This window comes from Metabacillus indicus (assembly GCF_046603695.1).
In the GTDB taxonomy this organism is placed as follows: domain Bacteria; phylum Bacillota; class Bacilli; order Bacillales; family Bacillaceae; genus Bacillus_P; species Bacillus_P indicus.
Map to the genome: position 1 here is coordinate 4,036,991 of NZ_CP176757.1, position 25,389 is coordinate 4,062,379.

Here is a 25,389-nt window from a genome sequence, read left to right on the forward strand (position 1 = left end):
TTAATAAGTTGTGCGTCTTCCTTTGCGCTTGTTCAGCATCTTTTTCACAATCGGATAGACGATAGGTGCATATTTAATTGCTTTTCTAATTAAATTCTTCAAATCGATCTCCTCCTCTTTCTGTTTAGTTTCCCACTTTGGCTTTTTAATAAACGCTTCAGCCCTCAAAGTAGAGGTGGTAGTGATTTCTGCAGCCCGGGTTAAAGTCCGATTTGCAGGAATGGCATTCATACCCGCTCTCCATGTTTCCTTTATGGTGAGTTCGGACCGGCAGTTTCCGCAGAAGATCGCTTTCGCATCGAATTCTTCTTTGTTCCACACCTCATGAGCATGATCTGACAGCTCCCTGTGACAATCAAAGCAGGCATAATAGGTCCCGCAGCATTTAAATTTTATCGCAATGATATCTTTTTCAGTTGAGTAGTGGCTGCATCTTGTGTTGCGGTCAAGACCAACACCCTTAATCTTCATGTATGCTTCACGCTCCTCAGAATGGCTTACAGGGGGTTTTAGTTGATTATGCGGGTCTTTTTACTTGCCAAGGAAAAATGACTCAAGAGGGTACCCTGCAGCGCTCTATGGAATAAGCACAATTTTTCCTGTGCTTTTTCTGCTTTCAAGGAGACGGTGAGCATCAGCACCTTTGTTTAATGGGAAAATGGAGGGGTCTTCCAGAGCAAGTGATCCGGAGGTAATCCATTGAAACAGTTTGTTCGACCGTTTTAGACGTTCATCCCGAGAAGTAAGGACGTTCCAGAGGTCTCCTCCGGTCAGCGTTTTTGAGGTATCCATCAGCATTCTCGGATCGATGTGAACAGGATCTCCTCCTGCCATTCCGTAGAAAACTACTGTGCCTCCTGTTCTCACTGCCTTAAAGCTGTCCATAATGGTGGACCCGACTGATTCATAAACAACGTCAGCACCTCTCCCATTTGTTGCGTCCAAAATTTCCTGTACCCAATGATCACTGTATAAAAAGGCATCTCGGGCTCCAATTCTTTTAGCAACCGCTGCTTTTTCAGGGGTCGAAACAAGCGCTATTGCCTTTCCGCCGAGTATACGAATCATTTGGGTAAGAAGCTGGCCTACACCTCCTGCAGCTGCATGTACGACGCAAACATCTCCTTCTTGAATGGCATAGCTGTCTGAAGTCAAATAGTGAGCTGTCAGTCCCTGCAGCAAAACACTTGCTGCTGTTTCAAAAGAAATATCTTCCGGCAGCGGAATGACTTTATCTGAAGGAGCGGCAGTCAGTTCTGCGTTTGAATAAGGAACGTCGGCAAAGCCGACACGGTCACCTTTTCTTATATGGGTAATGTTAGAGCCGGCTTCCTCTACAATTCCTGCTCCTTCATAGCCAAGAATAAAAGGCGGGGAGCCTTCTAAGTGGTAATTTCCTTTTCTGCGGTAAACATCTGCAAAATTTAAGCCGACAGCCTTCATTCGTATGAGTACTTCGTCAGGGCCAATGACCGGTGCCTCAACATCTGCCATCTTGAGAACCTCTGGTCCGCCGAATTGATTGAATACTAATGCTTTCATAGGGTCAATCCTCTCTGTTCAACTGTTTTCTACAGTGTACCAAATTCTGAAGCCATAAAAAAAGACAGCCGTATTACCGGCTGCCTTCAATAGCGTCTGCTTTTTTGCTTTGAGTCATTTTAGGAATCAGAATTCCGATAATAAGCAATACCCCCACTGCAATCAAAAGGATATAAGTCATCAGCAGTCCTGTGTTCCCGCTTTGCTGCTGTTCTTCTTCGGTACTGATTGTCCCTGACGCCTGATCTGTGCTTTCCGAGAACAGCCCCATTTGCTCCGCTTTGGATTTAATGGTGTTGTTCTCTTTTGTGTATTGAGTGAAAAGGCGGTCTTTCAGTTCATCCTCAGCATCTCTTCCAGGTTTTTGAAAGGTTAAGTCTTTTTGTTCTTCCGGAATTTCTTTTCTTTTTTCATAGAGACCTTTTTCGTGAAGGTACTCCGTGTTTTCCTTGCGCTCTTTTTCCTCATAGACGTTCGGGTCAAGCTGATTGAGATCTGTCTCAGCAAGCACTGCTGTCCCGCCTGATAAGAGAAGGCAGAGCAGCAGAGCAGCCGCTGAGAGTGTTCTACATGTCATGCGCATGATCCTGATCAGCCTGTTCATTTGTGTTTTTAAACGCATTGACGACAAACGGCAGAATGGTCAGGACAAGGATGATGCCTGCGAGTACCAATATCCCTTGTGTAAACAGGTTTTGAGCATCGTATTGGATTGATATATACACTTTTGACATCGGATCTTCGTAGTTGAAATTCGGCGCAGCCAGTGCAAGCAGCGGGCTTACAAAGAATGCGACAAGTCCTACGCTTGCAACCCATCCTAAGAAGTTGCTGAACAAGAAAGCCGTCCGGACAACCGTTGAGGCTGCGAATACAAGCAGGATGGTGAAGATGGACCACTGAATTGCCCGTTCATTCGTCAAGGTGTAAATATTTAGACCAAATACACTGATAATCAGCCCTACAAGGAGGTTCAGAAGTGTAAACATAGAACCTCTGACAAGCATCGGAGCCGTTTTGAAATAGTTGCTGAAGTAGCCGATCAGCAGACTGCTGATCAAGATAATGACCAAGATCACGACAGGAGGAACAGCTTTCGCCTGCGCTGCCGGTGCATCTCCGCTGATTTGAAGCGGATTTGCAAGGTGTTCGTACACATAGCCGTTATTCTGTCCGTCTACAAATGTGTTGCCGAGGATGCTGAACACATCATCCCTTACAAGCTGGGTAGACGCTACGTTTGTTGCCCATTTTTCATTCAGGACATCTGCTTCAGACTGAACCTGATTCACTTTTTGCTGGAGGTCGTCCGTACTGCTTACAACCGTATCCTGTCTCTCGCCAAGTGAATTCACAAGCTCTGTCATCATTGCAATTTCCTGTCCAATCGTTTGCTGATTAGAAACAAGAGTTGTCCCGTCCGAGTTTTCAAGAGGCAGTCTTGAAGTCGTATCGCCTGATTCCTGAACCTGGCTTAGAACCTTTGCTGCGCTCTCTTCCATCGCAGTCAGCTCTTCAAGGATGGCTGACTGCTGCGTCTCAAGCTCTGCACTGTACTCGTCCATGAAAGCAAGAGCGGATGCCTGAAGGTCTTCCATTTGCTTTTCTGCCTCGGGAAGTTCCTGATTCAGTTTATCCCAGGCTCCCTGCTCCTCTGAATTGATGGACAGGATGGTATTGACTTTCGTCTTTTGCCATTCATCTGAAAGGACGGCATCTTTAGCCGGCACTGAAGGGTTGTTTAATCTCGAAACGGCTGCTTCATATTGAGCAAGAACCGTGTGATAGCTTAATACTTCATTCATTGAACCGTTTTTGATTGGTTCATTAAATACTCCTTCAAGCTTTTGTTTTCTTTCAGCCGGCAGGGCGTCTAAAATCGTCTGCTCCTGGGACCGGATTGCTGCTGAGCCTGAATTTACGTTATCGTTCAGTTTTTTCAGGCGTTCTTCAAGTGCAGTAATCTGCTCCTTGAGCAGCTGGTTCTCATTTAAAAGCTCTGTATTTTTAGCAATAAGGGCATTGTAAAGCTCTAAAAGCTTGTCATACTCGCCTTTCCATGAGTTCTCATTCTCTTTAGCCTGTATGGCCTGTTCGACTTCAACTAGCTGAGCTGAAAGGCCGTCTAATTGGCCGATGACCTCATCCACTTGAAGGGGTCTAGGCTCAGGCACTGTTTCAAGAAGGGCTTTCAGAATTTTCAGCTGTTCAGAAATGGCAAGAATTTTAGCCCGCTCTTCTTCCATATTGGCCGTGTTTCCTTCACCCGGCCCGCCTGGCTGCGGCGTTTCTCCGCCATCGCCCGGAGGCTGTTCTCCTCCGTCGCCCGGTTCTTCTTCAGAACTCCCGCTGATTGCCTGTCTTAGAGGAACAAGCTCTCCTTCAAGACGGTTCAGCGTATCCTGATTTTCTTTCAAGATAAACATGTCCACATAATCGTTGTGAACGGCTGCAAGTTCTCTTTCCTGACGCTCTGTCTGGCTGAGTCTTACATTTCCGAGGTTTTCGGCTGCTGCCTGATTTTGATCAAGCTTCTGCTGCATAGTCGTCATATCAGAAGCAAGCTTGTCTCCTTCAGCCAAAAAAGCAGCCTGAGCCGCATCCTGCCTTTGATCAACATCAGATGTACCGCCCTGGATGCTGTTCAGGCTCTCCTCTTGAGCCAGCGTCAGAAGCTGCTGCTGGTCTTCTTGATACGCTTGGTATCTCTCGACATATTCAACGAAAGCAGCAAGGCTTTTTTCAAATTGTTCAGCAGAATTCCTGCGGTCAGGATTCTCTTTTTCCGCCTGCTCAATAGTTGACTTCAGCTGCTCAAGCATTTGCTTTTGCTGCGTCAGTTCTCCGGCCAAATCTTTTGAGCTTGGTTTGTAAAAATTAAGCATGGCATTTTGAAAGGCGATTTCTTTCTCAAGAATACGGTCAAATTCCTGACGCACATTTTCCATATCCTGAGAAACGTAGCTCCAGTAGAGAGATGACATTTGCTTGTTTACACGGTTTGTCGCGTCTTCAAGCTCGCGGAGCACTCTCTGTCTGTTTTCAGCATTCAGCTGGTTTTGAACAGTATATTCAAATTCCGCTTTTGAAGGCTGCTGCTGATCATAGGTCAGAATGTTAGTTGAAAAGTTGGACGGGATGTAAATAACGGCATCATATTCTCCGTTTTTCAATCCGTTGACAGCAGCGCTTCGTCCAAGAATCGTCCACTTATATTGTGACTCATCATCAAGGATTGCCGCGACTTCTTTTCCGAACTGTACGGGCTCAGAATCGGACTTTTCTTCCTCTTCCACTTTCTCTGCTCCCGTATCTTCGTTGACAACGGCAATATTCCGGGTCGCGTTTTCTCTCACTTCAAGAGGGTTGTCCCCGATAAACTGAAAGAAAAGCGCGGGTACTGCCAAAATCAGCAGCACCGCAGCAATCATTTTTATCGTATGTTTTCGTTGATCTGTCATGTGTAGATCTTCCTTTCAATGGCGCAAAGAGGAATTTGAATTTTCGTTTCTTTGCCGTTTTCCACATAGTATCCAAATCCAGGGTGTATTTCGCTCTCTTTTCTGCTGTATGGCAGAGTGTACAGCGTTTGCTCTGATTTTTTCATAAGGATCAGAGCCTGTCTGATTTGCTTGATTTCCGTCGTAAATGAATCAAATCCTTTTGTCAGTTCATTGTTGTTGCCGGAAATAATGACGTTAAAGCCAAGATGGCTGTAGTTTTTCATAAAGCGTGACAGCCTTTCCTGAAGCATGCTGTCAAGCGACTGCTGAAACCTTGCATATCCGTCGACAACGAGCATGACAGGCGAGAAGGCCAGATTGTTTACCGCCCCTTGCTGGATCGCTGTCAAATAAGTGCTTTCCCTCTCTTTGAACAGTTCTTCTGAAGCATCCAGCCATGCTGTAATCTGCTCTTTTGTATCAAGGTAGGATATCTTGTCCTCTGTGGCATAACTTGAAAGCCCGCGGTCAATCGAATCAAAGACCCCGATTGAATCCGTTGCCTGCAGAAGAGCCGTATTAAGCACAACTTTGAGAACATTGGTTTTGCCTTTTTGCGTCTGGCCAATAATGACGCAGTGCTTCGTTTTGGCCAGATTGATGCTGACAGGCTGGACATGCTCCTCGTCCAGTCCGATTGGAATGACTCCTGTTTTTTGAGAGCCATCTGTAAATTGAGTGAAATTGACCATAGAAAGCTCTGCAGGAAGCATAGGAATCGCGCGCGGAAGTTTCGCTCCGCTGTATTTCTCTTTGAGCATGCTGATGTCTTCCTTGATGGCATCAAGAAGCTCATAATCATCCCTGCCGTCAGCAGGAAGGAACATTTGCGAGAAGAATACTGACTCTTTTTTGATAATGGCCCTGCCCGGAACAGGCTCTGGGGCAAACGGAATTTTGCCCACTGCCATATAGGTTTCGGTCGTATCCATCAGGTAGTGCAGGATCTTGGTCTTCATGCTGTTCATCAGCGACTGGCGCATCGATTGAACTCTCGTAGCCGTGAAGATCATATAAATGCCGAGTGACTGGCCGTCACGCGCAAACTGGATCAGCTGCGCCTCGAGCTCCTGCATTTCTTCCTTGACCAGATCAAAATTATCAATGGTGATGTACATAAGAGGCAGTTTATGGCTGCTCAGGGAGTTGTACATCTTGATGCTGCTGACTTCCTGCTGCTGGAACAGCTGCTTTCTGCGCGAAATCTCATCGCGCACGATCCGCATGAACTTATCGATTTTAAGCTCTTGATCAAGCTGGAAATAGTCGGCTGTATGCGGCAGCTGTCTGAGCGGCAGAAGCGTTCCATTGCCGTAGTCAATCACATAGAAGTGCGCTTCCTCAGGGCTCAGCTTTGAGGCAATGCTCATTAGAAGAAGCATCACGGTGTGTGATTTGCCATAGCCTGATGAACCGAAAATGGCCACGTTGCCGTCGTCCATCAGCTGATAGGCAACTGGTGTCTGACTTTGCTTTTCAGGCTCATCCACAAGCCCAATGAAGATTTCATGCTGATCCTCTGCGCCGTACTGATGGCGCGAGATTCTTGCTTCGAGTGGAGGCAGCCACGGGCTTCTGAGCTTTTTGATGCCCATTTGATGCTGCAGCGCCTCAATTTTATCGACGATCACTTCAATTTCAGACTCAGAATCCTTCTTGCTTTGCTCAGCAGACTGGAGGTTTGAAAGCGGCTGAAGACCTAAATCCGTTACGATCGCCACCTCATCCTCTGATTCAGATGTTTCCTCGAGATAAGGCGCTCCTGACCATGCAGACTGGAACAGCTCGTACACTTCGTTGTTTCCGACCTGCAAATAGCCGCGGCCTGTAATCGTAATGGAGGCTGCATCTGCATTTTTCAGGATCTCTTTACTGTCGCTTGCATCCTGAACTTTCAGCGCCACGCGGAACCTTGCGTTGCTCCAGATTTGATCATCAATGACCCCGCCCGGTTTTTGGGTTGCGAGGATCAGATGGACACCGAGGCTTCGGCCGATACGGGCTGCACTGACAAGCTCACGGATAAAATCAGGCTCTTCGCTTTTCAGCTCGGCAAATTCGTCTGAGATTAAAAATAAGTGCGGCAGCGGTTCTTCCGCCTGATTGCGTTTGTAAAGCGTCGTGTAGTCGTTGATGTGATTGACCTGATACTGATCAAACAGCCTCTGGCGGCGCTTCAGCTCGCTCTTGATGGAAGCAAGAGCACGTGCGCTGAAATTCTTGCTGCCTTCAATATTTGTAATTGTTCCAAGCAGATGCGGCATATTTTTAAATGGCTGGGCCATGCCGCCCCCTTTATAGTCAATAAGCAGAAAAGCCACTTCATGCGGATGGAAATGAACCGCAAGAGACAGAATGTAGGTCTGAAGGAATTCACTTTTTCCTGAACCGGTCGTTCCGGCAAGCAGTCCGTGCGGTCCATGGGCTTTTTCATGAAGATTCAATTCGACGACATCTTCTTTTCCTTTAAGTCCTACCGGAACCGCCAGGGATTTTGCTGATTCTCTCGTCAGCCAGTTCTGCTCAATCGGAAGCTCGTCCACTTCTTTGACATTCACCATTTCAAGGAAGGACACGCTTTTCGGAATCGAATTCGTCATGCCGATCTGGTGGTCCAGTGTTCTCAGCATCCTTGCAAATGACTCATTGCCTTCCCGGTCATGCGAATCGAGCCTGAACGGAATAGAGGCCGCTTTTTTCTCCTGTATGAGAATATCGCCTTCCTGGTCGTTCACATAGCGGACAAGGGTATGAATGTTATCTGAAAGACTTTCTTTCGCCTCAGCCGCAAAAATAACCGAAATCCCGAGATGAGAGAATTCACCCTCAAGATATTCCAGGATGACATGGTCTGAGATAAGCTGCTGATTGGTAATGACGAAAATCAGGTGCGGGGCAAATCTTGTTTTTTCATTTTTCTCTTCCAGATCGCGCTCTCTCAGGATCTCATAAATGGATGTGAGCAGCTGATCCCTTGTCTGTTCATTGTAGATCATGCCCTTCGCATAGGCATGAGGAAGCTGAAAATGCGGGAGCCATTTCATCCATTCCCACGTTTTGTACTCTTTTTCGTTAAAAATAAAGACGAAGCGCACGTCATGGTAGCTCTGGGAAAAAGCGAGCTGTCCGATCAGCTGATGAAGCTCCTTTTTGATAACGGCTTCCTTCCCGATCAGCCCCATCGCTCCCTGTGAAAGATCCACACTGACAGGCACATCGCGGACCTCTTTATAAACCTTCTCCATCTGCTGGGACTGCTCAAGCAGATCATCTACTTCGCGGTTGGCCATATCGTTAGAACTCAGTGAAATTTCATAGCTGGATTTAACGGTTCCCGTTCCAATGCGGAGCTCCAAAAAGTCCGTGCTCTCAGGCGTTCTTTCCCAAATCCGGTCAGAAAGCTGCTGTGTCATATACTTCATCTGCTCAAAAGACGGAAAATGAAAAGAGAGAACCTGGCGCTGCTTTTCAGACACTTCCTGAAGCTCGTGCCGCTTTGACTCCAAATATTGCGTGTAGACGCGAAGTCTGCGTTCCTGACGTCTTTTCGTCGTGCTTTTATCTCTGAAATACTGCGCAGTTGACGTGATCAAAGTCATCACGAACATCACCATCGAAATGATGATGAAAATCCCCCGCGGCGCAACAAGCGCCACAATTCCCATTGCAATCATCATGACAAGAGGAGGAAGGATGATCAGCCACAGGCTGCGCGAGTGATCATCACTCTCCTGGGAAGGAAACGTGAGATTCACCTTATCCTTCGGCAATTCATAGATCATCCGCGGCGTCCTGCGGTATATTGGATATTTTTTGCTCATTTCAGAGCGCGGTTTTTCCGTTTTCGGAAGGGAGGACTTAAAGGCTTCAAAGCTTGTCATCTGAAGAAGGTCCTCCTCTAGAAGACGCACCGTCATAAACGGCCAGAAGAGAAGGTCACCTGTCTCAAGCGGCGTGATGCTGTCGATTTTCCGGCCGTTCAAATAGACCGTTTCATCACCCGGCTCGACCTTCCAGCTGCCGTTTGTCCTGACCAGGCTCAGCTTGTTTTTTCCAAGCACCGCTGACTGGCTTTCTTTGAAAATGTGAGCATCTCTGCCAACTGCCGAGAACGAAACCTCTTTCTTTGAACCTACGAATCTTGTCTCTGAAACTTCTTCTGCTGCTGTGAAAAACACCGTCAGCTTTTCTCCGTTATCCTCAAATACAACCGGTTCATCAGGGGAAGCCGCGCCAATCTCCCGGTCTTCCTGAAGAATGGACAGACCACTCTTATTGTCCTGTTTCACAAGCTTAAGCGGACCGGATGAAAACGGAAAATTTCTGATCGTCAATGTATGCTGGATATCAGGACCGATTGTAACCGGCCTGAATGATTCATCGTTCAGCTGAAGCTGCTGATAGGAATCCCCGTGGAAAACCCATAACGTACTCATGATTTCACCTCCTGTTGCTATGATCAGTTAGAGCCGGAACCTGCAGGCTTTTCTGCAGGAGCCTTTGCTTTTGCAGCTTCCTCTTTTGCTTTTGCCTCCTGTGCAGCCTGCTGTTCTTCTGCTTCCTTCTGCTGCTCTACCTGTTCCTGTGCCTGCTGTTCTTCTTCAAGCTTTGCTTCTTCTTCTTTCTTTTGAGCTTCCTGCTCTTCTTCGTACTGCTCTATTTCAGCTCGTATCTTTTCAAGCTGCTGCTGTTTTTCCTCGCTGTCCAGTTCACTGTCAGCTTTAATTTGCTCTTCATATTTGATCAAACCGAAAATGATTAAATCCCGTTCTTCAAGGTTTCTTGCAAGGTCAAGGGCTTCTTTAGCTTCACCTCTTCCGACATGAATCCAGTACTCAAGGTACTGGGGATCGGACTGCAGCGTCACCCGGTTTTTCAGCATTTCCTTCTGATCCTCTGTCAGCGATTCGTTCACAACATAAGAGGATGCGAGCTGATACTTAACGACAAGCGGCATCTCATCGATGCTGTAGCCTTCAAGTGTGCTGACAACCTCACTGAAGTTGTTGCCCAAGTAATGTTCATTGCTCGCGACAAACGCTTCCTGTTTAGGATTCAGGGAAAAAAGGGAATAAGCTGTATAAGCAAGGGCTGGTACAAGCAGGATCAGAAAGCCCAGTGCAACATACCGCGTCATCTTCCACTTTTTCTGTGGGATAGTCACAAGTGCTGCATTTCGTCTGTCTATTTCCTTCATGTTTTTTTCAATCAGCTCAAGGAGCTGTTCATATGTATCTGCTGAAAGAATCTCTTTCGGAACAGGCGGTACATCTAACGTTTCGTTAAATTTCAAATACTGCTCGAACGAATATTTCGAATCCACTGCAGCCGCCACGGACGCTTTAACCTCCCGCAGCAGCTGTGCGCTGTCCTGTTCATAGGGAGGAATGCTCTCCATCACGCCGTAGTGGAGAAAGTACGGGGTAAAGCTCTGGTCAAAAAGAAGATTCTCGGGACAAACAATGAGATGAATCCGTGAAAGTGAGTGATTTTTTACCTTTTTTACCAGCTGATAGGAAAAATTCCACTTGCTTCGTTCATCTTTTTTATTTAAACTGGAAAAACCCAAATAAGTCTTAGGCGGCTGAACATGAACCCTCAATTCATCTTCAGCCAGTGTCACATCACGCTTAATAGACGGGTCCATTTCTTTGATCATTTCAATCTCTGATACGTGATCAAGCTTTACTTTTTCTGTTTGAAAGACGAATGTATAGCCGTCTTTCTCTTTTTCGATGACAGCATCAAGCTGCTGCTCCAAATATGCCGGTTTTTTTTCTGACATTGAGAATGACTCCTTCATAGGATTTCAAATCGGTCTCCTGTTGTAATTCCGCATTCTACAAGCTTATGGTTGCCTGATAGGACAATTTGCTTATTGGGAACGCGCACCCAGTACCCTTCTCGAGGTGGGTCAGAAATGCATTTTGCCTGCCACACAATATCCACTGCTTTTTTCACAGAGTGATAGTTCGACAGCCTCAGATCAAATGTCTCTCCTGTATAATGCTTCAAATCTATCGTCACTTCTATATACATGCCTTTTCACCTCAAAAATGAAGAAGCGCCTTCATCTAAAATAGAATCGGCGCTCCTTTTTAGCACTTCACTAAATTGTCTTTCAGATGCTATTAGCCGCGGATTTGGCCAGCAATGTTTGCATCCGCTTCTTGAAGAGCGTGTGCTGTTTTGTCCAATTGTCTTGAGATATCTTCTACAAGATTCTGCATTTGCACGAAAGAAGGCTTAAGCTCCTCGTATTGGTCTCTGAAAGCGTTGCTCGCTTCCCCTTCCCACATAGCCTGAAGCTGACCGATCATGCTGTCTAGACGGCCGATAAGAAGTCCTAGCTCTCCACCCTCGTTGCTGTAGCGTTTTGACATATCGACAAGTTCTGCTGGTGTTACGCGAATAATTCCTGACATCATTATCTCTCCTTTTACATGAATTTACATTAATTGTATAAACAAAGACCATAGAGGTCAATTGTTACTTGGGTGATACTAGTAAAATGGTACAAACTATCTACTAATATGTAAGAGAGGAAAAAAATCTCACTACTAGTAAAATCTATTTATAAATACCCACTATTAAATGGATAATAAACCTATTATAAGGAAAAAATTTAATAAAAATTCCAGTTTATAGTTGGTAAGTCCTTTGTACTTCCTGATACTTAATGTCTCATTTAGTGAAATATGGTGTCGGATTAGCTTACTGGTTCTTTTTTATCATAGCGGATCGTTACGCTCTGAGTGCGGATTTCTTCTATTAAAGAAGTGTATTGGTTCGAAAGCATGTGATTCATATAGGTATACTGATTGACAGCATGTTCGTTCTCCCGCTGAAGCTGACTCAGCTCTTTAAACACTTCATCAATGAACAGGGCGGAGCTGCCTGCGAGTTCATTTGTGATATATGAAGTCAGAGCTGCATCTTCAGAAGCGATTTGGTTCAGCTGGGCATTGATATGCTCTGCTTTGCCGGGATGTTCCGAAATCGAATCAAACCGGTGCCTTTTAAAGACCTGGTTCATCAAAATAACCCCTTTCTATCTCAGCTCAAAAATGGCGGCAATGTCCCTTTCTTCATCAAACATTTTTTCAATTGAGGTTTTAATGGAAGTCACGAGCCTTCTTCCTTTATCAAACTGATACTGAAAATGATGCACAGCTTCCTCCATGCGGTCAGCAAATGCAGGAGGTAGAGGCGGAATGTGCTCATGGACCTGAATGCTGCTGATCTCTGAGTCCTCAAGGTTAAACACACTTCTGAAAGCGCGGGGGTTTGTCTCCATATCCTGAATCTGACTCAGGAGATGTCTTTTTCTCGTCTCAAAATCATCAAGAAATACGGCATCATAAGCAGCCTGATATCGCTTAAGTGATTCCTCCCGGTCTTCATAGCTGTCCATCCCCCTCTGATAAATACGTACCGAAGAGGAAAGATTCACTTCAATTTTCTTCCCGTCTGCACCTGTTTTATAAAGAATAAGGTTTCCGCCTTCATAACGCCTTCCTTTTTTCGCAAGCGCGTTTGAAACCTGCTGCAGGCTGTGACCCTCGACCGCCGCCCCGAAATCAAGCTTCGCTCTGTCAATGGCAGCAAAGATCTTGTCGAACCTGTCCATTAGCCCGTTGATCTTAGAATCGATTGCTTCAAACTGCTCCTTAATATCCTTGATGTTTTCATAGAACGTAAAGGGATTGAGAGTAAGCAGCTCCTCCATCGTGCTCATGCTCATCAAATCTGTTATCATCGAACGGATTTCAATCACATCACTCTCCATACCCGCGAGCTCACCCTCAATGACCGAAATCTCCTCGCTCGTTAAATCCGTGAAAATGCTGAGAATGACCGGTATGTTCTCAGCAAGCACAGGCAGCTGCTCGATGAAATCTCTTAAACTCACAGCCATCTCATCAAACTTCTTCATCGTCTCCCAGGCAGAATCCAGCGTATCAACAGGATTATCCGTGATGCTGAAGCCCTCCCACTCGTCCTTTAAATCCTGCAGCAAGACAAGATCAATTCCCGTCATCGCCTTAATCAGTCCGTCGTAGCCTCCTGCCTTGTACGCAGGGGCATACTTCACAAGAAACTTCTGCATCTCATACAGATCCTCATCCGAAAGATTCGCAATCCGCTCCCTGATACTCTCAAAATTAGGATTCGAATCCAGCATAGTCCGGCTCCCCAAATCCAAAAATCCGCGCAGCTCAGAAGCAGCAAAGAGCATATCCTCCTCATTCGTGAGGTGGTGGATGTTCTTGCCTTGTTCTTTGTAGTAGGATTCGGCGAAGGCTTTCAGGTCTTTGGGTGGGATGGTGTAGATTTGGTCGAAAGCGTTTGGATTTAAATTGAAGTTTAAAAACAATTTATCTTTAAAGGGAACATCAATAGCAGCTAACTGATACGCACTGGGAGGAGCATCATTTATTGCATAGACCCTTTCATAAGATCCTGTTAGAATACCGAGCATTTGTATTAAATTTCCTCCCAAAGAATGCCCAATACCGTATATTTTATTTTCAACAACAATTTGATTCTGGTTTGATTCAAACTTTTTCACTTCTTCATTTATTATGTTAGAGAATAACTTTGCATCTCTATATTGGTTCGTTTCTTTACCAGCATAGATACCCAAGGAATTATAAATCCAATCTAAAGGGCTGCCGCTTTCTTCTTTTTTTAATTTCTCGGCGTTTTCGCTACCTCTAGTAATAATATAAGTTTGATTAATACCTTTTTCAGCATCATAAAAGTGTATTGCTGTACCGTCGAATCCTGAATCTTTACCTTCCTTTTTTAAATCATCAAACTCCTCCATGTTATCTGAATAAAATATTCGAATATTTTTAGGAGGCGCAGTTCCAGTTTCTTCAATGATTATTTTCCTTACTTCATCTATATTAAATGTATTGCTACCGCCATATTCTAATTGTGCTAACCTTGCGCGGAGTATATCACTGTTTAGAACTTCTTCATTTTGCATTCCCTCACCTCAATACTACTTTATAAAGTTTATTGATTTCATCATTAATAGGGCTTTCTCTTCTTCATCCTTGTCGATAATTTCGCATGAATCAGTCGCTTTCTTACAAGTCGTCTGATAAAAAAATTGTATTCCTTTTTCGCTTTTTTGAGATTGAACATAGGCAAAGTAACTATAGAATTTAACTTTCTTGTTCGTTTCTTTATGGGTAAGTTCTTTTTTACCCTTACTATAGAAAATGATGTTGTCACCAGCTTTAATTTCTCTAAAATCTGTTTCGTATCCAGTATGCTCTGATAATAATTCAAGATTAAATTTAATATCTTTAGTAGAAGGTTTATCTTCGTATGTGACAGTGATATATCTTGATAGATTTTTGTCATCAACACTTTCACCAAAATTATATGTTTCAAAGAAATCATCTTGAGAATCATATGCGGTTGATGCAATCTTTGCGTTTACAGGAAACAACATTGTATACCCCTTAGTCTTTGACTCAAATGTATAATATCCCTCTTCTGTTTCCTCCGCTGATTTCATAAATCCTCTAGTAAACTCATCTTTAAAAGCTTCTGTCTCAGGCATAGATTGTTGTTCTACTTTACCGTTATCCTTTTCTTTAGTCATTCCGCAGCCTCCTGTAAATGCAAGCATAGTCGTTAAAAACAGCAGTAATACTTTTTTCATTGTGTGTGGCTCCTCTCCGGAGTTAAAATTTAATAATATTCAAGATCTGATTAGTATTTCTTAAGAAAATAATGAGTGGGTCTGTATATCATTTAAACTCTACTGATTCTACAATTCTATTTATTTTTTCTTTTTCTCCTGGACCGGGTAATTCGCAGGAAGTCTCTTTATTTGTACACCTGCTGTGGTAATTAAGGCTTACTGCCTTATTAGATCCATCAGATGCTATATAGGCTACATATGAATAATAACCGTTTTCTTCATTTCGTTTTTCTCCAAAGTATATTGTCTTTTCACTGCTTTTGTATTCTTTGTAGTCTCCTTCATAACCTGACACATCTGAGAGGATTCCAAGATTTATTTGAATATCATCTGTATCTAAACTGTCTTCAAAATTTACCGTCATAAAGTATGAAATGCTCTCTTTATCTACCTCTTCACTGTAGCTTAGAGCCTCATATGAGCTTTTAATCTGTTCATAATCCATAGTAGAGATCTTTGCGTTGACCGGGAACAGCATCGTATACCCCTTGGTTTTTGACTCAAAGGTGTAAAATCCATCTTCTGTTTCTTCATCTGACTTCATAAATTCTCTAGTAAATTCATTTTTGAATGCTTCGGTATCCGGCAGTCGGTCCCCAGGCAGAGAATCCTTGCTGCAGCCGGAGGAAATAAGAAGCAGGCAGGTTAGGGTAAGGGTTATTATTCCTCTCAAATGGTGTCAGACTCCTTTGCTATTCTCATTTCTCCAGAAATTCTATTGAAGATAAAATGGTGTCTTTCTCCTTTTCAAATGCAGCATGATCAAATTCACATCCCTCTTCCAGACAGGTCCCTTCAAATTTTAAAGTGATTCCCATGGACTTCTCAGGGTATTTGATGTAAATCAAATGGGTGTAAAATTCCTGACCTTCTACTGTGTCCAGGTTCTTCGCTTCGTAAAGCTCGTTTCCATTGAGCATACGTTTTTTGAACGCCCCATCGTACCCGATGCGATTAGACTGCAATTGCAGCAGACTTTCAATGTCACTTGCTGATGAACCTGTATCAAAGGTCAGTTCTCCTGAAATGCCGGCCGGCTCTTTTTTCTCTCCAAAACGAACAACCTCAAAGTCGTTTCCGTTTCTTTCGTAGCCCACCTCCGCCATTTTTGCGTTTTCAGGAAACCAAAAAGTGTACTTCCCTGTTTTTGAATGAAAGACATGGTACCCGTCTTCCGTTTCCCCACCTTCCTTTATAAACCCCAGCGTAAACTCATCCTCAAAAGCTTCCGTATCAGGCACCTTCTCCTCTGAGCATCCCGCAGCAAGCAAAACAAACAATATAATATAGAAATAACGCATGATAGTCTCCCGTATTTCAATTTCCTTAATTTACAATTTACACATACCAATTCCCCAGTGGCGGGTGTGATGAAACTCCTTTATTATCTCTTTTTTCCAGAAATGAGAAAATCCCGCATTGTTCCTAAAATGCGGGATGGGACTTTCTTCTTTAGTTTCGTTTGAATTCGATCGGGCCTTCGTCCATTTTGAAGGTGCCGTCCGGATAAAGCATGGGGGATCGTTCGGATCCGCTTTTTGAATAGGTTTCAACATGGCTGACGCTCATGCTGGCCGGATCCGTAAAGTCCAGGTGGGCAATGGCGACCCAGTAGGAGAACCAGTTTTTGTGAAAGAGAGGGGCTGTGACGACCTGACCCTGGTGGTTGTCGACGACTGCCCGCGCTTTCATGGATTTGAAGCTGCCGAATCCGTTTGAGATGGCGCTGTATGCGGCAAAAAGGGCGTAGCGCAGTTCTTCAGTTTTATGAATGATGATCGTTTCGCTGCCTGCTATTTTCGAATCGCCGTCAAGCGTGATGAACGGTGCCTGGTTCGCCTTGCCGAGTTCCTTATAGTAGACTTTTCCGGACTCACCGTTTTTCAGGTCGTAAAAGCAGTAGAGGTCGAGGTCTTTTTTGCTGTCCCATTTGAGGACTGTTGTGACTCTGGCTGATTTTTTGATGGAGACTGTCTGCTTTTTTTCAAGATTAATCTTAAGGGGCTGGACGGGTTCGGGTTCTTTAGCAGGCGGTTCCTCTATGGCGGCGGCTGCTTCCCCCTGCGGCTCGTCTTTTACCTCTATGCCGAAATTTGCACACAATCCTTCGAGGCCATTGTGAAAACCGCTGCCGATGGCGCTGAATTTCCACTCTCCGTTATGAGCATAAAGCTCGCCTGCCACAATCGCCGTTTCAAGAGACAGCTCTTCTCCGCATTCAAACCGGATAAGCTCGGCACCGGAGGCATCTGCAACCTGGAGATAGATACCGCTCACATCTTTGAAATGATGGCCGCGTTCAGTACCTTCGTGAATGGTCAGTGTAAACGCTATTTTCCGGACATCACCCGGGAGGGAGGAGAGGGAGATCTTCACTTCTTCCTGACTCCCTCCGCTTCCTTTAGAGTGCTCGACTGCTCCGTTTCGGCTGAGCTGCTGTCCGTAAAAGATAAAATCCTCATCTTGTCCGCATGTTCCGTTTACCCCGAGCAGAAAAGCCGCTCCGTCAATTTCCATGTCCGGATTTGCTGATTGAAAGCCCAGTCTGACCGTCAGACGGTCAATCTGTTTTCCTTTCGTGACATCCGCTTTTTGTCCCCTTTGTACAAGCACGTTTTCTCCTCCTATTTGTCTGCAAGCTGCAGAAGGGATTCTTTTACTGTCTGCACCCCTTTAATACAGTCAGGCAGAGAGGTCCACTCTTCCGGAGAGTGGCTTTTTCCGTTTTGGCTCGGCACGAAAATCATGCCGGACGGAACGTATTTTCCAAGTGTCATCGCATCATGCCCTGCCCCGCTCGGCAGTGAGAGCGTTGAAAGGCCGCTCTTTTCTGCCGCCTGCCGGATGATGTCCTGAATGTCATCCGGGACAATGACCGGCGCAATGGATATTCCGTCTCTGATTTCAACTGTTAAACCGCGGGATTCTGCAATGGTCTGTGCGGCTTCCTTCATTGATTGTATCACAGCATCCCGGGCCTCACGGTCGATATCCCTTACATCAGCCACTGCTTCTGTCCGGCCGGAAATCACGTTTGTGCCGTTTGGAAAAACGTTCAGTTTGCCGACTGTCGCAACAGCCGTTTCGCTGAATCTTCGGGGCATTTTTTCAACAGCCAGAATGAATTCGGCTGCCGCGGCTACTGTATCTTTCCGGAATTCCATCGGCGTGTTCCCTGCGTGGTCTGTTTCGCCGATGAACGTGAAGGATGTCCAGGAAGGACCGGCAATGCCGCTGACAACGCCAATGTCCTTCCCTTCTGATTCAAGCCGCTTTCCCTGCTCGATGTGAAGCTCGAGAAAGGCATAGATTTCTTCAGGAACTCTCACATCCTCAGCTATCCTGTCAGGCTGATGGCCGTTCCGGATCATTTCATCATATAAAGAGCTGCCCTGTTCATCGTAAAAGGTTTTATAATCCTCGGGGCCCGCTTCCCCCATCATCGCCCTGCTGCCGAAAATGCCGTTTTTAAACCTGGCTCCTTCTTCGTCCACAAAAACCGCGAGTTCAATGGAGCGCTTAAGTTTGCCGTTTTTCGCAATGGCTTTCATGGCAAGCAGGCTGCTCAGGCAGCCGAGCGGACCGTCAAACGCCCCTCCGTTCGGCACGCTGTCGAGGTGGGAGCCTGTCATCACAACGGGAAGCTCAGGCGACGTTCCGCGAAGGGTGCCAAACAGGTTGCCCACAGCATCCTCCTTCACCTCAAGACCTGCTTCCTCCATCCATGAACGAAACAGTGTTTTTGCTTTGTTCTCTTCATCTGTATAAGGAAATCTTGTAACTCCGCCTTCTGGTGTTTTTCCTATTTCAAATAGGGCAGACAGTTTTTCTGCAAGCTCCAGAGGATCAATTCCTTCATAAGAAGGGGTCTGATCCAGTTCCTTCAGCAGTCGTTCTTTTGAAAACATGCGCTCAGCTCCTATCAGTTATTTAAATGAATGTCTGCACCCGGACCGAGCGGAATGCCGAGGTAGTACCAGGCGATAAAGAACAGGATCCAGGCAATTCCGAAAAAGATCGTGTATGGAAGCATCACGGAGATAAGGGAACCGAGACCCATGTTTTTATCAAACTTCTTGGCACCGGCAAGCAAAATGGCAAAGTATGCAAACATCGGCGTGATTGGGTTTGTGATGCTGTCCCCGATACGGTAGGCCACTTGTGTGAAGGCAGGATCATACCCAAGAAGCATAAACATCGGAACAAATACCGGTCCTACAATGGCCCATTTAGCCGATGCGCTTGCAATGAACAGGTTCAGCGTACCACAAAACAGGATAAATCCTATCAGCAGCGGCAGTCCTGTGAGTCCGAGGCCTTTGAGTAAATCAGCACCTGAGATAGCCATGATGATTCCAAGGTTGCTCCAGTTGAAATAGGCAATAAACTGGGCCGCGAAAAAGGCGATTGCCATATACATGCCCATTGTTCCGAGCGATTTGGCGATTTCCTGTGCGATATCTTTATCCGACTGAATCGATTTTGTGGCTATGCCATAGGCAAGGGCCGGGAACAGGAAGAGACCCATGATGATCGGCACAAGTGAATTCATAAACGGTGATGTAATGACCGCACCGTTTTCCCCGCGCAGCCAGCCGTTTTCAGGAACGATGGTGATGGCAACAAGCAGCAGGAAGACAAGTGTGGCTGCACCCGCATAGCGGAGCCCTTTCGCTTCCTCAGGCGACAGCTTGTCCATCGGCATACGCGGTCCTTTGTATTCAGGAAGGCGCGGTTCTACAACCTTTTCTGTCACCCAGATGGCAAGCGGAACGAAGAACAAGCATGACCCTGCAAGGAAATACCAGTTCATCGCAGGATTGGTCTGGAAGTCCGGGTCAACAATCTCTGCTGCTGACTGTGTGAAGCCTGCAAGCAGGGCATCAAGCATGTTCACAATCAAGTTCGCACTGAAACCTCCAGCAACAGAAGCATAAGCGACGACCATACCTGCAATCGGATGTCTTCCAACACTCATGAAGACAAGCGCGGCGATCGGAGGCAGCACGATAAACCCTGCATCCCCTGCCATATTGGCAAGAAGACCTGCAAATACGATAGAAAACGTAATGATCCCCTTTGGTGCTCCGAGCACAAGCTTTCGAAGGAGGGCTGAAATCAATCCAACTCCTTCTGCAAGCCCAACACCGATCATGGTCACGAGCACAAGGCCAAGCGGCGGGAATTCCGCGAAATTTTTCACCATATTCGTCATGATTTTCTGAAAGCCTTCTTTCGTCAGAAGACTGACAGCCTCCACTGTTTCTTTTGTGGCAGGGTTAACTGCCTTAACACCCAGTACGGATGCAAGGTGTGAGGCGAGGATAACGATCACCGCAAATAAAATAAACAGGGTGACCGGGTCGGGAAGTTTGTTCCCCGCTTTTTCTACTCCGTCAAGCATTCGGTTAAAGATGCCGCGGTTCTTCCTGTTTTGCACTGATGATGTGATTGGTTCCATAGACACCCTCCTGAATACTGAAAATTTTAATATTTCTTATTATAAAGTTTTCTTCTGTTTGCGCAACCTTAAAAAGCCTTTTCGGAAGCGCTTAATCCCTTGTCCCGCAGGCGAGCATATTCTTTTTGAAAAATTCTGCTTCATTTTCAAAAATATAGGGTAGAAAGTAGGATAACAGATACAACACAAGAAAAGGGGAATTCGGGATGGAACAGAATCACACGATGATGCAGTTTTTTGAATGGCATGTAAGGCCAACCGGCACACATTGGAACAGACTGAAGGAGCTTGCGCCTGAGCTGAAGGAAAGGGGCATTGACTCTGTCTGGATTCCGCCGGTAACAAAAGGGCAGTCCGGGGATGATGTCGGATACGGCGTCTATGATCTGTATGATCTCGGCGAATTTAATCAAAAAGGCAGCGTCCGTACAAAATACGGCCTGAAAAAAGAGCTGATCGCCGCCATTGAAGCGTGCCATAATGTCGGCATTAACGTATACGTGGACCTCGTCATGAACCACAAGGCCGGGGCGGATGAAACCGAGCTGTTTAAAGCCATTGAAGTGGACCGGGAAAACCGGACAGAAGAGCTGTCCAAACCTAAAAATATTGAAGGCTGGACGAAATTCACCTTCCCTGGAAGAAAGGGAAAGTATTCTGATTTCGAATGGAATTTCGAGCATTTTAACGGGACAGACTATGATGCAAAAAATGATAAAATCGGTGTATTCAAAATCGTCGGGGACAACAAAGACTGGAATGACAATGTCGACAGCGAGTTTGGAAACTATGACTATCTGATGTTTGCAAACCTTGATTATGACAATCAGGACGTTCAGGATGAGATGATTTCATGGGGCAAGTGGCTGGCGGATACGCTGAACTGCAACGGCTACAGACTCGATGCGATCAAGCACATCAACCATGAATTTGTTCACAGGTTCGCAGAAGAACTGTATGAAGACCGCGGCGATGACTTCTTTTTTGTCGGGGAGTTCTGGAAGTCCGACTTAAAGGCATGCCAGGATTTCCTGGATAAAATCAATTACAATATGAGTCTCTTTGATGTGTCTCTTCATTACAAGCTTCATGAAGCTTCGCAGGCAGGGAAGGATTTTGACCTCTCAACAATCTTTGAGGATACGCTTGTAGGATCCCACCCGAATCATGCGGTCACATTTGTTGATAATCATGATTCCCAGCCGGATGAAGCGCTTGAATCATGGGTAGAGGACTGGTTTAAACAAAGTGCCTACGCGCTGATCCTGCTCCGCGAACACGGCTACCCGTGTGTTTTCTACGGAGATTATTACGGAATTGACGGGGACAACCCTGTGGAAGGAAAAAGGGAAGCGATTGACCCGCTCCTTTATGTGAGACGAACGAGAGCCTACGGCGAGCAGGAGGATTACTTCGATCATCCGAACACCATCGGCTGGGTGAGACGCGGTGTGGATGAATTTGAGCGTTCCGGCTGTGCGGTCGTCATTTCAAACGGAGACGACGGTGAAAAACACATGTGCGTCGGTGAACACCATGCAGGCGAGGTATGGGTCGACATGACCGGCACGCGCGAAGAGCACATTACCATTGAGGAAGACGGCTTTGCGGTTTTCCCTGTGAATGGGCAGAGTGTATCTGTTTGGGCGCGTCCAGAAGAAGATGTAGAATAAATATAAAAACAGCCGGTCTCTCTTGAGATCGGCTGTTTTTTGGATGAGATTTGGAAAAATTCAAGTAAATCTGTATGCATGGCAAGTAATGTGCCTTGTTTTTCAAGTAACGCTGATTCTTTTTCAAGTAAGACGTGGATTTTTTCAAGTAAATGTATCTCTGCGGCCCAACTGAGCTAATTTCCAATAAAAATGCTGCAGATCTTCGTGCTAAACCGCGTCCAAAATCATCGTTACCTTGAAAAGATCGCCATCAACATCAATCTCAAGCTGGCCACCATGCAAATCGACTATCGATTTGGCAATCGTCAGGCCAAGACCGGATCCTTCTGTATGACGTGATGAATCCCCGCGCTTGAACCGTTCAAACAGCTCATCCGTGTTCTCGCTCAGCTCGTATTTTGTCACGTTTTTAAACGAGATGACCGCCTGGCTGCCTGACTGCTTCATGGTGATATAAACGCGCGTGTTTTCCATGGAGTATTTAAGAATATTTCCGAGCAGATTTTCAAACACTCTCCACATTTTCTGCCCATCGACTACCGCATACACCGGTTCATCCGGATATGTTACCCGAAAATGCAGACCTGATTCACTGATCGCTTCGTTGTACTCGGCAAGCGCCTGCTGCAGAAGCTGGGAGACGTCAACCTTCTGTTTGATGAGCTCAATGCTGCCGCTTGCCATTTTTGAAGCTTCGAATAAATCTTCAATCAGGATCTTCAGGCGCTGGGACTTGCGGTCAATGATTTCTACATAAGAGGTTCTTTCATCCTCAGTAAGATTCGGATTTTTCAAAAGATCCGTGTAGCTGATAATGGATGTGAGCGGTGTTCTGAGGTCATGGCTGACATTTGTGATCAGCTCCGTTTTCAGACGCTCGCTTTTCACCTGCTTCTGCTGCGACGTTTTCACGCCGTGCTTTAAAGCATTCATATTTGACGCAAGTGCCGCAAGCGCTGACTTCCCTTTTACAGGCAGGTCTGTTTCCAGGTTGCCGAGCATAATCTCATTTGAGTTCGCGACAATCTGATTAAAATAGCCGATCCTCTTAAACATGAACAGGACAGCCGGAATGCCGACCAGGAAAAGAGCAGGAACGTAAATGAGCACAAACACCGGCTCTATAAGGATGGCTATTGCGCCGATACCAGAGCCAAATACAATTCCGAGCAGAATGACAAGCTGAATACCTACCTTTTGAATAAGAAAAGCATCCGCAACCGCTTTTGATATTCGATAAAGAAGAGTCGTTTTCCATTCTTTTTTCAGACTTTCTTCAATTTTAAATTGCTGGATAAGAAGGAAGGATTGAATGATCAGAGCAGAGATGAAGCATGCTCCTAAAATCAGAAAGATAAAGGAATAGAGCCACTCATATCCATAGCGGAACGGATAGTAGTCGATTACTCCAAACAGGGAAACCAAGCTTCCGATAAGCGCGATACCGGCAAGCACAAACCTGACATCCAGCGGCAGGCGGTTGTATCTGTCAGACCAGACGCTTTTCAGAATCGGATCAAACAGACGGCGTCTTCTTAAAAGAAGAACACTGATCAACAGCGCCAACGCTCCGCTTATAGAGTGGACATAGTAGATCGTCTGTGATTTTTGAAAATCACGCAGTTCGATCATGGTTTCACTGTCTGACGGTGCGTTTTTAGGCAGGGCAATCTGGCCTGTGAACTTCTTTTCCTGCAGACCGTCAAATGAATTCAAAAATTCTCCGTTGCCGAAATAGTTGAAACCATCAGTCGCATAAATATATCCTCTTGCTCCTGAATAGTTTTCAACATGATACATGTCTTTCTTAGTAAAGAATGCTTTTGGATCATCCTGAGCGGATAGTGGCAGGTTTGTATAAACCTCTTCTGAATCGAGGCTTTTTAGATAATAGACAAACTGTTTTTTATTTGCCTCAAATTCCGGTTTAGGATATTTATAGATTTCTTCAAAAAACCGGTCAATTTCTTTCTGTTTTTCCGCCAGAATTTTTCCCCTGACATGCTCATCATCTTTGAAATTCATGGTGATGTCCGCAATCTTTTTATTCTTTTCTTCCGTCAGGACCTTTTCAACCTCGGTGTTGCCGTTTTCCTTGGCAGTTGAAATATCCGCATCATACTGCCCTTCAATATTCATGATCTGCTCGCTTAAACTTCCGTATCTGTAGCGGTGTTCCTCAATCTCTTCCGGAGAAACGGTGATGTTCTTTTTGGCTTCTTCTTTTGTCAGGCCGTTCAGTTCATATAAGCTTAAAAGATTCGCAAAGTAGTTTACCCGCTCCTGATATTCAACAGATTGAAAATAGTTTTTGAATAAGTATTTATCTCCATTGGCTATGCCGGTAAAAACCCCGCTGATTCCGTAGGTCAGCATCATGATGATGAAAAAAAACGCCAGACTACTTTTCCATTTTGTACCCAATTCCCCATACCACCTTTAAATATCTAGGATTTTTAGGATCAATCTCAATTTTCTCTCGGATTTTGCGGATATGCACAGCAACCGTTTTTTCGGCGTTATACCCGGGTTCATTCCAAACGCGCTCGTAAATCTCATTAATAGAAAATACACGTCCCGCATTCAGCATCAGCAGTTCGACAATGCTGTATTCAATGCGGGTCAGCTTGACGCTCTCGCCGTTTACCGACACTTCTTTGGCTGATTGATCCAGGGTCAGTCCGTTCAAATCAACGGTTTTCTGAGCACCTTCATACGTTCCGAGTGTCACAAAGCGCCGCAGCTGGGATTTGACTCTCGCAATCAGCTCCATCGGGTTGAACGGCTTTGTCACATAATCATCCGCTCCGACCTGCAGGCCGAGAATTTTATCGGTATCTTCGCTTTTTGCACTTAAGATGATGATTGGTATATTCTTTTTCTCTCGGATTTTAAAGGTTGTGGAAATACCGTCAAGACGGGGCATCATGATGTCCAGCAAGATAAGATGAATCTGGTGTTCGTTCAGTTTTTCAAGGGCTTCAACTCCGTCTTTTGCCTTGATGACGGTGATATTTTCATTTTTAAGGTAGATTTCTATCGCATCACGAATTTCTTTTTCATCATCTACGACCAGTACGTTGTAATTTGTCATTTTTTCTCACGCTCCTTTCAAAAGTATAGCTAAACCGGGTGAATAACTATAGTGTAATTGGAAATTCTTAATAGGCAGTCAGTGGAATTATTAAGTATTTCTTAAATTCTTGCTGTTTTTGGATAAAGTAGTCCTTGTATTCGGATGAACATGTTCCTTTCCGCTACAGTCACTTGCTTCCGCGGGGAGCACCTGGAAACGATCCCTTCTTGAACTTGCCAACCACTCCTCAACTCTTTTTAAATGGCAGGCTGTATTTATGATCATTGTCGATTCCAAATCGTACCCGTTCCCTTGCGCTCCAGTCACTTGCTTTCCGCGGGGAGCGCCTGGAGCCTCCTCGCTGCGCTTGCGGGGTCTCCAGTGCACTCTTCATCCCGCAGGAGTCA

Annotated in this window: 19 protein-coding genes; 1 reads left to right on the forward strand and 18 read right to left on the reverse strand. The window is 45.4% G+C overall.

Going from position 1 to position 25,389, the window contains the following annotated elements:
• The 16 genes from ACK1LH_RS20520 to ACK1LH_RS20595 form a co-directional block, all read right to left on the reverse strand.
• On the reverse strand, positions 1-471 hold the full coding sequence (locus ACK1LH_RS20520; RefSeq protein WP_411334185.1) for a CHY zinc finger protein: 471 nt from the start codon (positions 469-471) through the stop codon (positions 1-3).
• Between the two features lie 105 nt (positions 472-576).
• On the reverse strand, positions 577-1,542 hold the full coding sequence (locus ACK1LH_RS20525) for a quinone oxidoreductase family protein (RefSeq protein ID WP_029566540.1): 966 nt from the start codon (positions 1,540-1,542) through the stop codon (positions 577-579).
• A 73-nt stretch (positions 1,543-1,615) separates the two neighbouring features.
• Complete coding sequence (essA, locus tag ACK1LH_RS20530; protein ID WP_411334187.1) at positions 1,616-2,119, reverse strand: type VII secretion protein EssA; 504 nt, start codon at positions 2,117-2,119, stop codon at positions 1,616-1,618.
• Positions 2,109-5,003 (reverse strand): type VII secretion protein EsaA, encoded by a 2,895-nt coding sequence (gene esaA / locus ACK1LH_RS20535; RefSeq protein WP_029566538.1) that lies wholly within the window; start codon positions 5,001-5,003, stop codon positions 2,109-2,111. Before esaA ends, essA begins: the two co-directional genes overlap by 11 nt.
• Complete coding sequence (essC, locus tag ACK1LH_RS20540) at positions 5,000-9,481, reverse strand: type VII secretion protein EssC (RefSeq protein WP_411334189.1); 4,482 nt, start codon at positions 9,479-9,481, stop codon at positions 5,000-5,002. Before essC ends, esaA begins: the two co-directional genes overlap by 4 nt.
• 23 nt (positions 9,482-9,504) lie before the next feature.
• Positions 9,505-10,830: a type VII secretion protein EssB gene (essB, locus tag ACK1LH_RS20545; RefSeq protein ID WP_029283124.1), complete on the reverse strand. Its 1,326-nt coding sequence runs from the start codon at positions 10,828-10,830 to the stop codon at positions 9,505-9,507.
• Between the two features lie 14 nt (positions 10,831-10,844).
• Entirely contained in the window at positions 10,845-11,084 is a 240-nt protein-coding gene (locus ACK1LH_RS20550) for an EsaB/YukD family protein (RefSeq protein WP_029283122.1), read from the reverse strand.
• A gap of 92 nt (positions 11,085-11,176) precedes the next feature.
• The gene (locus tag ACK1LH_RS20555) at positions 11,177-11,470 is read right to left on the reverse strand and encodes a WXG100 family type VII secretion target (RefSeq protein WP_029283120.1); all 294 of its coding nucleotides are present in this window, start codon (positions 11,468-11,470) and stop codon (positions 11,177-11,179) included.
• A 284-nt stretch (positions 11,471-11,754) separates the two neighbouring features.
• On the reverse strand, positions 11,755-12,081 hold the full coding sequence (locus ACK1LH_RS20560; protein WP_029283118.1) for a primosomal replication protein PriC: 327 nt from the start codon (positions 12,079-12,081) through the stop codon (positions 11,755-11,757).
• A 15-nt stretch (positions 12,082-12,096) separates the two neighbouring features.
• Positions 12,097-14,040, reverse strand: coding sequence for a DUF6792 domain-containing protein (locus ACK1LH_RS20565; protein ID WP_411334191.1), 1,944 nt, complete (start codon positions 14,038-14,040; stop codon positions 12,097-12,099).
• A 15-nt stretch (positions 14,041-14,055) separates the two neighbouring features.
• Positions 14,056-14,727, reverse strand: coding sequence for a hypothetical protein (locus ACK1LH_RS20570; RefSeq protein WP_411334193.1), 672 nt, complete (start codon positions 14,725-14,727; stop codon positions 14,056-14,058).
• A gap of 88 nt (positions 14,728-14,815) precedes the next feature.
• Complete coding sequence (locus ACK1LH_RS20575; protein WP_411334194.1) at positions 14,816-15,442, reverse strand: hypothetical protein; 627 nt, start codon at positions 15,440-15,442, stop codon at positions 14,816-14,818.
• 25 nt (positions 15,443-15,467) lie between these two features.
• On the reverse strand, positions 15,468-16,070 hold the full coding sequence (locus ACK1LH_RS20580; protein WP_411334195.1) for a hypothetical protein: 603 nt from the start codon (positions 16,068-16,070) through the stop codon (positions 15,468-15,470).
• Positions 16,071-16,221: 151 nt separating this feature from the next.
• Positions 16,222-17,382, reverse strand: a complete 1,161-nt coding sequence (locus ACK1LH_RS20585) for a TerD domain-containing protein (protein ID WP_029566528.1) — start codon at positions 17,380-17,382, stop codon at positions 16,222-16,224.
• A gap of 11 nt (positions 17,383-17,393) precedes the next feature.
• Complete coding sequence (locus ACK1LH_RS20590) at positions 17,394-18,677, reverse strand: Zn-dependent hydrolase (protein ID WP_029566527.1); 1,284 nt, start codon at positions 18,675-18,677, stop codon at positions 17,394-17,396.
• Positions 18,678-18,691: 14 nt separating this feature from the next.
• Entirely contained in the window at positions 18,692-20,230 is a 1,539-nt protein-coding gene (locus ACK1LH_RS20595; protein WP_029566526.1) for an AbgT family transporter, read from the reverse strand.
• 206 nt (positions 20,231-20,436) lie between these two features.
• Between ACK1LH_RS20595 and ACK1LH_RS20600 the strand changes: the two genes are divergently transcribed.
• Entirely contained in the window at positions 20,437-21,903 is a 1,467-nt protein-coding gene (locus ACK1LH_RS20600) for an alpha-amylase (protein WP_029283087.1), read from the forward strand.
• A gap of 210 nt (positions 21,904-22,113) precedes the next feature.
• Here the strand turns inward: ACK1LH_RS20600 and ACK1LH_RS20605 are convergent, their stop codons facing one another.
• Positions 22,114-24,330 (reverse strand): histidine kinase dimerization/phospho-acceptor domain-containing protein, encoded by a 2,217-nt coding sequence (locus tag ACK1LH_RS20605; RefSeq protein ID WP_411334196.1) that lies wholly within the window; start codon positions 24,328-24,330, stop codon positions 22,114-22,116.
• Positions 24,308-25,000 carry a response regulator transcription factor gene (locus tag ACK1LH_RS20610; protein WP_411334198.1) on the reverse strand — a complete coding sequence of 231 codons (693 nt, stop codon included), beginning with the start codon at positions 24,998-25,000 and terminating at the stop codon, positions 24,308-24,310. Before ACK1LH_RS20610 ends, ACK1LH_RS20605 begins: the two co-directional genes overlap by 23 nt.
• Positions 25,001-25,389 lie beyond the last annotated feature (389 nt).